This is a genomic window from Pedobacter sp. KBW06 (genome assembly GCF_003852525.1).
Classification (GTDB): domain Bacteria; phylum Bacteroidota; class Bacteroidia; order Sphingobacteriales; family Sphingobacteriaceae; genus Pedobacter.
Genome location: NZ_QAJL01000006.1, coordinates 67,712 through 78,321, shown reverse-complemented (window position 1 = coordinate 78,321; position 10,610 = coordinate 67,712). Strand labels below are relative to the sequence as shown.

The following is a 10,610-nucleotide window of genomic DNA, read 5'->3' as shown; positions in this document are numbered from 1 at the left end:
GCCTTGTATTTTCGAGATCGCGGCCTTTAGCGGTTAGTTGACAATTCTGTTGACAGCCGACCTTATTTTATACCAGTTCGATTGGCGTCGGACTGGTGTTTATTTCTTGGTCTGGCTTTAATAGTTTAGGTAAGTTTTTATTGCATTACGGTTACCCTCCTTCCTTCGACTATAAACTTAACGGCATTGGAATAGCTGAGCATGTTTAAGACTTCGCTAATGTTTTTATTTCGGGAGATTTTTCCGCTGAATTTTTCTTTTGAGATCGGGCCATGGTAGGTGACTTCAATGTCGTACCAACGGCTGATTTTTAGCATGATTTCGTCGATGCGTTCTTCGTTGAAACGGAAGTCTCCGTTTTTCCAGGCCATGGATGATTTGATGTCGGCCGGGGAAACGAGGATGTTCGCGTTGTTGTTTACGAGGGCCGTTTCACCTGGTTTCAGTAATTGTTGTATTTTATGTTCATTGGTGATTTTTACGCTTCCTTCGAGTAGGGTAGTGCTGGTGTTTTGTTTATCAGGGTAGCTGTTGATGTTGAAATGAGTTCCGAGTACTTGTACTTCCTGTTGGTCTGTTTTTACGATGAAGGGGTGTTCTTTGTCTTTGGAGATTTCAAAGTACGCTTCTCCGGTTAGTTCTACTTTACGGTTTTTTAGTCCGGCAAAAGATGCAGGGAATTTTATAGACGAAGCGGCGTTTAACCATACTTTACTTTGATCGGGGAGTTGGAGTCTGTAGGTCTGTCCGTTTACGGTAGATAGGGTATGGGTTTTATTTGCAGCGTTTTCTGTTTGATTTTTTATGCTGTAGATTATTTCGCCGTCGGCTGATTTGCTGATCAGGATGCCTGCTTCTGACGCGAGTTGTCCGCTGTTGGCGTTTGACAGGATTATTTTTTTGCCATTGTCCAGGGTTAGTGTTGCGGAGTTTATGCCGGCTGGAATGTCGTTATGGAAGACGTTTTTGTTTTGTTGACTGTCTTTTTGAAGTACCAATCCGATGCCAACAATAACAAATATTGCAGCTGCAGCTGCTGAAATTCTTAACCAGAGCTTTATTGGTTTCCTTTTCTTGTTGGAGTTTTTATTGGTTTGGTCTGGTTGTATTTGTTGTTTGAGCTCAGCCCACTTTTTATCGGTATCGAAAGCGTTGTAGGCTTTGAAAGCTTGCGCAGCATCGGTACTGATTTGTTGAAGTTCTTTTAGCAGGTTTTCTTCTTCAGCATTGAGTTCTAAGCCGGCGGCTTTATTTGCCTCCAGTTTCTCCAGAACTTTATCCCAATCCGGACTAAATGGTGTGAGTTTATTATCCATAATCAACACAGTGTCGTAAGAAAGTAGGAGATGGGTGACAGCAGATCTTAAAAAAGATGTAGTTTTGTTGTAATCTGTTGATTATGAGTCGGTAAAAACGATTGTGATTTACAGGATACTCATAAGTAAACCAAGAGTTTTGGTTCTTAATGCGTTATATGCTCTTTTTAGTTGGGTTTTTACGGTATTGATGGAAATGCTTTGTTTCTCTGCGATCTGGGCGTAGCTGAGTTTGTCCATGGCATGAAGCATAAAAATCTTTCTGCGATCCGGTGGGAGGGACTGAATCATCTCGATGATTTTTTCATAGCGTTGGTGTTGGAGCTCTTGGTCTTCTTCCTCGTCTAAAATTGCTTGTTGTTCTTCGAGTATGGTTAGTTCGGTGTTTCGCTTTTCAGCGATGGCAGTTTTTCGAAGGTGGTCAATGCTTTTATATTTTACCGCTCTGCGGGCGTAAGCTTCAAAGCTGGTTGTGAGGTTGATGATGTCACGTCTTTGCCAGAAGTTGATGAAAAATTCTTGTACGAGATCTTCAGCTATGAATTGATCGTGGACGTAGTCCATAGCAATCATGCACAAGAATTTATGATTCTTGCGAAATAGTACTTCAAAATCATCAATGTTGAGTGCGCCCCGATCTTCCCCCACCATATGCCAAATATATAAATATAGTTACGGAGAATTAAGGATGTGGGTTGGAGATTTTAGAATTTTAAATAAATTTTACGAAGGTTTTTAATTTTCATAAAATTTACCTTCTTACACTTGCACGATAATTTTCAATCTAATTTGAAGGGTAGTAATCTTTATATCTATTAACCTATTAATTGTTTGTAATTCGATGGCAATCTACGTTTTTCTGTATTAGAATGCTGCGAGTTGAAAAGTGCTTAACGGGCTGTTCGTTATGAGCTGTACATATCTTTATTACGTCGATAGATTTAGTATTTCCTAAATCGCAGCAATTATTTTTTCGGGAGTTCTAGCTGAAATGACCTGTTGGCTTCTGGTTCCCTTGTGTACTATAGAGCATGGTTTAGTCATTGAAACCGAAATCTCAACGGATCAAATTTATTATTTATGGAGTTCAGTGACGCCTCCACTTATCAGGTTAATGTTAATTTGATCGAGGGGGTATCTGGCCTAAAACTACCTGATGCCGTAGATTTTTCTATTGAAAATATTAGCCTATAAATCATTTGCAGTATGATTGTAATTATAAATTATTAGATATTCCATTATAATAGTTTTTTCTAAATTTATAGGAGACTTTAACGCCTACAAATAATGAGCAATATCAATCAACAAATTTTGATTACGGAACAAAAATGTGAAGCAACTTTCTACAATACTAGAACTATTCGCGAACGATTGTTTGAGGAAGTACGAATAATTTCATCTGAACTGCAGCCTTTCGATAAAGCGTGGGCTGGAAATTGGATTGAGAATCCTGATTTCTACTATAGAAATCAGGATTCATCATCAAGTCGTTATGAACAATTGTCGTCTAACGATGTTCAAGTTCGCTTAACTAAAAGATCTGGAATTGACATAAGTGCCTGGCGAAAAGAAATTCCGATGCTTTCAAAGCAGTTTTTCGGATTGCGTGAGTTCATTTTGTCTGAGCTATCAATAATCCGGTCGATGGATAATATGAACAACGAAATCGAGTTGCTGACCCAGATTGACCATTTTGAATGGGGAGCTAAACCAGGTTATTTTATAAGAATGAGACGTCCGAAGTTTGCAGTAGTTGATAATCCTTCTGTGCTTAACAATGGTTTAACGACGCCTCCTCATATTTTGATAGGCTCTGATGTAATGGATACCATGAGTATTTTGGCTGCTTATGACAATTTTGAAAAGCTAGCTAAACGCTTGATTAGGCAGTTACAAATCAGATTCAGTGATAATGATGTATTAGCGGAGGGTACGAACAGGATAGACGATGCATTGACTACGATGATTGATAAGTTTCATGTGGTAGCAACTCAATTGAAGAATAGGCATGACACAAGAGGAACCATTGTAATTAATGACGAGTATGACGTGCAGGATTTAATGAACGCTTTGTTACGCATGAACTTTGAAGACGTGAGAAAAGAAGAGTATACACCTTCTTACGCTGGGAGTTCTACCCGGGTTGACTTTTTATTAAAGCGCGAAAAAATTGTGATTGAGGTGAAGAAAACTAGGGCATCGATGAAAGATAAGGATATTGGAAATCAGTTGATTCTTGATATTGCGCATTATGGTTCCCATCCTGATTGTAAAAAGTTGATTTGTTTTGTTTACGATCCCGAGAACCTAGTAGGGAATCCTAGGGGACTAGAAGATGACTTAAACCGTATGAGTACCGAGGAGTTAATTGTTGAGGTATTCATTCGACCATAGTTTAACAGTTATCAGGAAATGAAAAAGAATAGTAAAAATTGCCCCCCCCCCCTATAAAAAGAGTAGGTAAAATGAACTTACTCTAAAAGAATAACCTAACTTACTTTAAGTTCTTGGATAATCGCTTAAGCCTTGCTACTATCCTGCTTTAATTATGATAATAAAGGATCGATTACCAATTAAATTTTAACCTCTCAATCAAAATGTATTTTCTAACTGCAAAAGATCCCAATTATATTGTCAAAGGTTCTCGAGACCCACTAGGTATGCAAGTAATATGGCAGGCGGCAGGTCGTAGACTAATTCCTGATCTTTCAACGGTATCTTCGAGTATTATTGACTTCCAGATTATGTGTATTGCTTCTTACTATAAAAAGGAACTTAGGATAGAGGATAAAGCATTTCAAAGCTTTTTTAACCGCTTAGAGAAACTCATGGCCTTTGTGAGATTCCAGAAGAATCCTAAAGAAGGTTTTAATGGCGTTGACCGGATCAATAAGTTAATCAATACCCCAAATAAGACCATTACCATTTCAGATCAGCAGGAGATACTATCAAATCAGAAGGCCTATGGAGTTTGGGGAAAGTATAATAGACCATTCAGTGATGCAGGGATCACCGAAATTTCAGGTTTTCATGAGTTGATGAAGAAAAAAATTAAAACGGTACCTGCTTTCGATAAAATGATAGATCGCTTGGTTAGAAAACCAGTGGATCAGAATACGGAATTTAATAAATCCCAACTACAGCTTATTTATCCCCTGATAGATAAACCAGAAGGTGATGAAAGGAATCTTTTTATTAAGACTTTGCTAAAAGATAATTGCGAAAATAGCCTATATAAAGCAATAAGCGAAAATAAGAACTTGCTTGGGATGAGTTTATATGAACTGATCGAGAATTTATCACTAAACTCTGCTAGCGAAGAATTGAACCATTCACTGGATAGTATTAGAAGAACAGAACTCATTTTAAGCCCTCTCAACCACATTTTTAGATATCTGCAGACAAAATCTTATTGGACTAGATTTGAAATTTCAGTATCGTCAGCAATTGAACAAACCAGGACAAACGTTGATACAGAGGGGTTAGATATTTCAATTCAAGAACTCAACAAATTTTTAACGTTACCAAATGTCGAGTTAGTCCTAGGATTGGCTAATAGAAATGAGCAGGTGTCAGCTGGTAGGAAGTCTGTTGCTTGGATGAAGATGAATGAAAATGGGCTAGAGGTGAATCATTTTGAGGGTGCTAGATCAATGTATGATTACAATCCAACCATTCATAATGATAACTCTTACTTTATCTCATCCTATTTAAATATATATAGGCAACTTCATTAATACATGGATAAATTTATATTAAGGGACAAGCTAAAGGAGTTACTCGAAGGATATATTGTCAAGGCAGCTGTGTTTTATACCTTTAACTTTGATCCCCGTTTCTTTGAGAACTATGTGATGCCTTTAATGGTTAGTGGAGGGGACTTTAGTGAGGAGATTATTCACAATAAGATACTTTGGCGTAAATATCAAAAAGCTGGTCAAATTCCGCCAGTCTCAATATACTGCGATTATTTTGCTAAGGATCATTCTACTGCGCCTGCGCTAGCTTATGACATCTTCTGCGTAAGGATGCCGGGAAGAAATGGCAAAATCTGCAACTTTCACTCCAAACAAATTATTATACTTGTTCAGGATAGTTATGGAGCGGAGAAGCTTCTCTTTGTCACAGGATCAGGCAATCTTACTACAAGCGGTTGGTGCGATAATTTTGAAGTTTTCTCAGTAAGAGAGATTAAAGCCAATAGATCGAGACCAAAAACAGTCAACGAAAATCTACTTCAGAGAATGCTTAGGCAGACCTCAGAAGTATCCGGAAATCTTCCATCTGAAGCTGAACAGCGTATTAATAGTTTCCTTAAATATGTAGATCTTGATCAAAGCTTTAAATACCACCATAGTACATATAGCAACTTCCATGATTTTCTGAAGAAGAATATATTCGACATAGATAAGATATCTGAAATAGAAATCATTTCACCTTATTTTAGCCATGATAGTAGACTTTTCGATTTCCTGCACTCTAAAGAGAACTCTAAAGTTAAAATCCTAATTCCAAAACTTAGGAACAATGAAGTGATTCTTAAAAAGGAGGTTTTTGAGAATTTAAGAAAAGCTGGCGCGACCTGGAGCATATGGCGTGATAAGAGCCTTAATGTTGAGGTAAGGAATATTCATGCAAAAATGTACCGTTTCTACGGACTTAAAAATATGTATACTGTTATCGGTTCAGTGAATTTCACTCAGCCCGGCTGGAGTTATTTCCGGCCTAAAGATAATGAGTCCAATATGGAGTCTGCTGTACTTTACATAGAGTCAATAGTTGACATGAAACCTATACTGCAGCCCCTCCCTGAGGAAGAGTTTGATAAACTACAATTCGTTGAAATAGAAGATCTGGAGGCGAATGAACAATTGAACACTAATCGCAATGCACCAGATGTTCTGTTTATACTTGATTGGAAGACAAATATCTTAGAATATATATCGAATACACCATTAAAGACTGCTAGGTTTGAGAAACTCTTAAAGGATAGCCCTTTAAGCAAAGGCCATCATAAAAAAAATCTGGCTGAAGAAGATATTAAGATCCTCACAGGCAATACATTGATTGAGCTTAGTATAGACAACAAAGGAGTGAGAGAGTTTTATAATTATTACCCCGTTCAGTTGAATATTGAAAACAAGCCGCTTGATTTTAAATTATCAGTACTAAATATCTTGGACTATTGGAATTTTCTTGGTGATGATTTCCAGAGCAATCGATTAAGCAAAACAATCTCAGAGCGAATAACAGATGAGTCAGGAATCGTTTGTGAAGAACTGATCGAAAGAAAATCAATATTGAACGAGATGGCCGCATATTTTAATTCATTGATTAAATTAGAAAACTACTTATTTAAAGAGGTTAGAACGGTTACAGAAAAGGCAGCCCAGCTCGGCGATATTAAATACTACCTACTCAGCGAAAATATCGACACGGTATCATATTGTTTAAAAGGGCTTCATGGGCAAATCAATGATGGAAAGCTTAAAAATCTGTATTGGATGATCTTGCAGATTCTATCAGTGAATTTTTATGAAAGGGCATTAAAGTGGAAACACTTTGATCTCTTTCCAACTGAAGAAATACAACTCTTTAAAAAGGATATTCAAAAGGAGCTAAACAATCTAAGGGTTAAATCAAAGACTCTTGTTCCCTTTATCGATGGATTGAATGATAAACAGAACTGGATCATCAAGGAATTAAAAAAGAGTTATGTTTAGTACAAGTGAAGATATACGAAAAATCCTCGATTTGAATCCAAATGGATCTATATCTCCCTCGATCAGTGAGCGCCAGCTGGAGGTGATTAGAAAGGCCTATCAGTATCTCTCCAGGTCAGAAGGGAATAACATTATCTATATAGCCGATGAGGTTGGGCTTGGTAAGACCTATATTGCACTGGGAATTATTACACTATTTAGGCATTTTGGACAAAAGCAAAATCATAAGGACGTTATCATCGTTCCCAAAGCTAACCTTCAGGATAAATGGCAGAAGGAATTAAGCCTCTTCATGCAGCAAAACTACCTTGGAGAAGAAGGTAATCTTATACACAAAGATGATGAAGTAAGAGAGAATATTTCTGATCGATTACGTATCATTAGCGAAGGCAAACAGTACAACATTTTTCGTATGAGCTCCTTTAGCAATGTAGTACACATTCATAGTGAAGATGGATCACAGAGGAAAAGTGAATTAAGAGATAGGCTGATATATCAAGTTTTTAAAGAGAACAAGTATAGTCAGGATAGTATTAGACGAGCTTGGGAAAAAGGATATTTCGCAAACGATAATCTATATAAGCTACGTCGTTTGATCGCTTATCTGATGAATGTATGTTCATCAATAGTAGATTGTCTGGTAATCGATGAAGCTCATAACTATAAGCACGGAACAGATCTCGAACATTATACAGCCTCTATCCGAAATGAAGTAACTGCAAGGTTTCTTGGAGCGCTAGGAGATGAGGAGATATTTGCGGATTTCAAGGATCTAAAGAGTAAGATCAAATTCCCCTTGGCCAGAAAAGTCATATGTCTTTCGGCAACCCCGAAAGACAGCAATCTTCTGGAAATCAAAAATCAGCTAAATTGCTTTACCCATCAGCATATCCTAACAGACTGCAAATCAGCTCAAGAAATAAAGAAGCTTTTATCATCATTTCTTATACGCGGAAACATGGAATATGAGTTGGGTAATGTAACTATATCAAGAAACCAGAGCAGAGAAGAACACAGGAAAGGCAATGTCAATAAATCCTTGGAACCAGAGGTTTTGAAGATTAAAGATGATTTCGAAGGTGTATTTTGGCAATTACTGCAATACCAGTCTTTAAAACACCTGAACTTAAAGAACGGTGTTGAATTTGAAATGGGGATGTTGGCCGGATTTGAAAGTTATTCGGTCGATATAGATAATCGATGGAAAAAGTTCCTCTCGGATCCAAAAGAGTATGATCTAGTTGCTGGTAGAAACAGGCGTGAAAGTGAGGATGTTAATGTAATCAAGGAAATAATGAGTTCTTATTCGAAGGAATTTAAGGATGAATTACCACCGCATCCAAAGCAAAGCAAGTTTGAAGCGGAAATAGTTCGACAGTTGACCCGTCAAGAAAAGTCCCTGACATTTGTCAGAAGGATAATGACTGTTCATGAGTTGGAAAGTAGAATGCTCCAACGCTTTGAAAAAGAAATCGTTATTGAGAGATTTCTAAACTTTCAAGGGAAATACAAGGATTATGCAACCTCAAGAGTTGCTATAATGATTAAAAAATGGCATGAAAAAGATATACAAGCCAAACTTCCAGACCTGTTTCATAAATTGATTAGTCGAACATCTATCAAAGCCCTTCTCTCTAGTAAAGAGATTCCAATTGGTCAGCTTGCTATAGACCTCTTAATGTTTGCCTATAAAGATGAACACTTTAAATTGGAGATTGACCGGGTTATTAATCGAGAATTGAAAATTATTCCAAGTTCACTAGAAAAGGCAACTTTAAACGCTATTACTGACCACATTGCGGACTTTAATAAGCAGGATATTGAGGAGGGGGTTGAAACCGAGATCGCTATGGAAAATGAAGATATTTATTATTTTAATAGCTACTTCAAAAAAGGGAGGCCAGGTTTTTTTCTTCGTACTAAAATGTACCGTGAAAATTGGTTTGATATAGATCTTACTCATCTTAACAATACCTGTAAAATCTTCCGTTTTAATGAAACAGAGTTTATAGAATATCTTGGAAATATCAGTTTTAAGGATTATACAAAAAAACATAAGCTATATGAGCAAAGTCAAGCTGCATTAGCAACTTGGTTAATAAAGAACGGTTCTGTTACTAGTAATCAATTAACCGCAGCCAGGATTCCAACCCTGGGACATGTGGAAAATACATTTATAACCAGACTATTGCTTGAAAACTGCAGAGAGGAGTTTGACAGGTGGCTGTTGGATCGAATCAAAAATAATAATAGTGCACAGGCATTATTGAAGGAGATTGCTACTCTGAATGCAATCTTGAAAAGTATCATGAGAAATGGTACAGGCTTATTGCCAACTTTTGTAGCAGATGGAGTAGAACATCAGGACTTCACTGACTCAATGCTCACACTTCTCATTGAGCCGGATGCTCCATTTTATTTTCTGTTATTAGAAGTCAAGACCATCTTATTAGATTACGAGTTAATTCTTAATATGAACTTTAGGAATAAGACAGTGAAGGAGGTCTCAACAATCCTTAGATCCTTAAGCCCAGTCGTTGGGATTAGTGGAATGGTAAAGAGGGATCGCAGTATTGTCGCTGCACAATTTAGAATGCCAGGCTATCCCTATGTGCTAATTTCTACGGATATTTTAAGGGAAGGAGAAGATCTACATACCTACTGTCAGAATGTCTACCATTATGGTATTGCCTGGAATCCTAGTGATATGGAACAAAGAACCGGCAGGATCGATAGAATCAATTCGCTGAGCAACCGTAAACTGAACCAAATGAAAAGCCTCGATTTTGATAACAAAATTCACGTGTTTTACCCGTATTTGAGCCAATCGATAGAGGTTAACCAAGTCGTAAAGCTCTTAATAAACATCAATACATTCACCGAAACATTTAATGATATTTCTCTTAAAGCTAACTATGATACATCGGCAAGCACAATGGAACAGATCAGTGAAGACCAAATACCAGCAGCAATAAAGCACAAGATAGAAGCATTGTATGATGTCCAAAACTTTGATAGTACTGACTCGCAAATGGAATGCTTAGATGATGAATAACGGAACTATATTTAATACTTTTTCTAAAAATTTAAGTGAAGATAGGGATTAACAGTAACACTCGAAGGCCGTTGAAATTAAGGAGCCCGTTTATTTATGCCCTGTATCAATAGAATGCTACGCTAATTATTACTTATCCCAAAAAGCATGGAAATATTAGACAGCAGGGGACTTTTTAAAGTTTTGGGCGGAGTTCATTTAACTTAGCGACTACAGCAAAAAATAGGTATTAAAGGGCTTTTGAAATGTGCTCATATTAAATGATATCGGTATTGATTTGTCAGAATGTTCAGCCCATATATGATGTGACAGCTTTTGATAATAGGCTCAAAATATAGTTGTGATAGAGGTGAAAAGCAAATGTGAAGCAGCAGCTTATACACTTTGTAAGTGTCATAGGACCATTCAAAATGGTGTCCCTTCTTCGGTCGAGAGCACTCCTTTTACCGGCCTATTTTTCAACACATATTATAAACTACATTTCATGAGTGAGAAATGTAGTTTATCTTTAGCAAT

Annotated in this window: 6 protein-coding genes; 4 read left to right on the top strand and 2 right to left on the bottom strand. The window is 37.1% G+C overall.

The features are described from left to right. Positions 1-137: 137 nt before the first annotated feature. Both DBR43_RS30285 and DBR43_RS30280 read right to left on the bottom strand, forming a co-directional pair. The gene (locus tag DBR43_RS30285; protein ID WP_124587093.1) at positions 138-1,316 is read right to left on the bottom strand and encodes a FecR family protein; all 1,179 of its coding nucleotides are present in this window, start codon (positions 1,314-1,316) and stop codon (positions 138-140) included. A gap of 108 nt (positions 1,317-1,424) precedes the next feature. Then, positions 1,425-1,967: an RNA polymerase sigma-70 factor gene (locus DBR43_RS30280; protein ID WP_124587092.1), complete on the bottom strand. Its 543-nt coding sequence runs from the start codon at positions 1,965-1,967 to the stop codon at positions 1,425-1,427. Between the two features lie 636 nt (positions 1,968-2,603). Between DBR43_RS30280 and DBR43_RS33100 the strand changes: the two genes are divergently transcribed. From DBR43_RS33100 to DBR43_RS30260, 4 genes are all read left to right on the top strand, one after another. Continuing rightward, a complete protein-coding gene (locus DBR43_RS33100) occupies positions 2,604-3,710 on the top strand; it encodes a hypothetical protein (RefSeq protein WP_199757173.1) in 1,107 nt (368 codons plus the stop codon). A gap of 203 nt (positions 3,711-3,913) precedes the next feature. Continuing rightward, the gene (locus tag DBR43_RS30270; RefSeq protein WP_124587091.1) at positions 3,914-5,053 is read left to right on the top strand and encodes a hypothetical protein; all 1,140 of its coding nucleotides are present in this window, start codon (positions 3,914-3,916) and stop codon (positions 5,051-5,053) included. 3 nt (positions 5,054-5,056) lie between these two features. Beyond that, the gene (locus DBR43_RS30265; RefSeq protein ID WP_124587090.1) at positions 5,057-7,039 is read left to right on the top strand and encodes a phospholipase D-like domain-containing protein; all 1,983 of its coding nucleotides are present in this window, start codon (positions 5,057-5,059) and stop codon (positions 7,037-7,039) included. Beyond that, the gene (locus tag DBR43_RS30260) at positions 7,032-10,094 is read left to right on the top strand and encodes a helicase-related protein (RefSeq protein WP_124587089.1); all 3,063 of its coding nucleotides are present in this window, start codon (positions 7,032-7,034) and stop codon (positions 10,092-10,094) included. The genes DBR43_RS30265 and DBR43_RS30260 overlap by 8 nt, the downstream gene beginning before the upstream one ends. Positions 10,095-10,610 lie beyond the last annotated feature (516 nt).

Coding starts and splice junctions, on each gene's coding strand:
- DBR43_RS30285 (WP_124587093.1), bottom strand. CDS start 1,316: ATGGATAATAAACTCACACCATTTAGTCCGGATTGGGATAAAGTTCTG.
- DBR43_RS30260 (WP_124587089.1), top strand. CDS start 7,032: ATGTTTAGTACAAGTGAAGATATACGAAAAATCCTCGATTTGAATCCA.
- DBR43_RS30280 (WP_124587092.1), bottom strand. CDS start 1,967: ATGGTGGGGGAAGATCGGGGCGCACTCAACATTGATGATTTTGAAGTA.
- DBR43_RS33100 (WP_199757173.1), top strand. CDS start 2,604: ATGAGCAATATCAATCAACAAATTTTGATTACGGAACAAAAATGTGAA.
- DBR43_RS30270 (WP_124587091.1), top strand. CDS start 3,914: ATGTATTTTCTAACTGCAAAAGATCCCAATTATATTGTCAAAGGTTCT.
- DBR43_RS30265 (WP_124587090.1), top strand. CDS start 5,057: ATGGATAAATTTATATTAAGGGACAAGCTAAAGGAGTTACTCGAAGGA.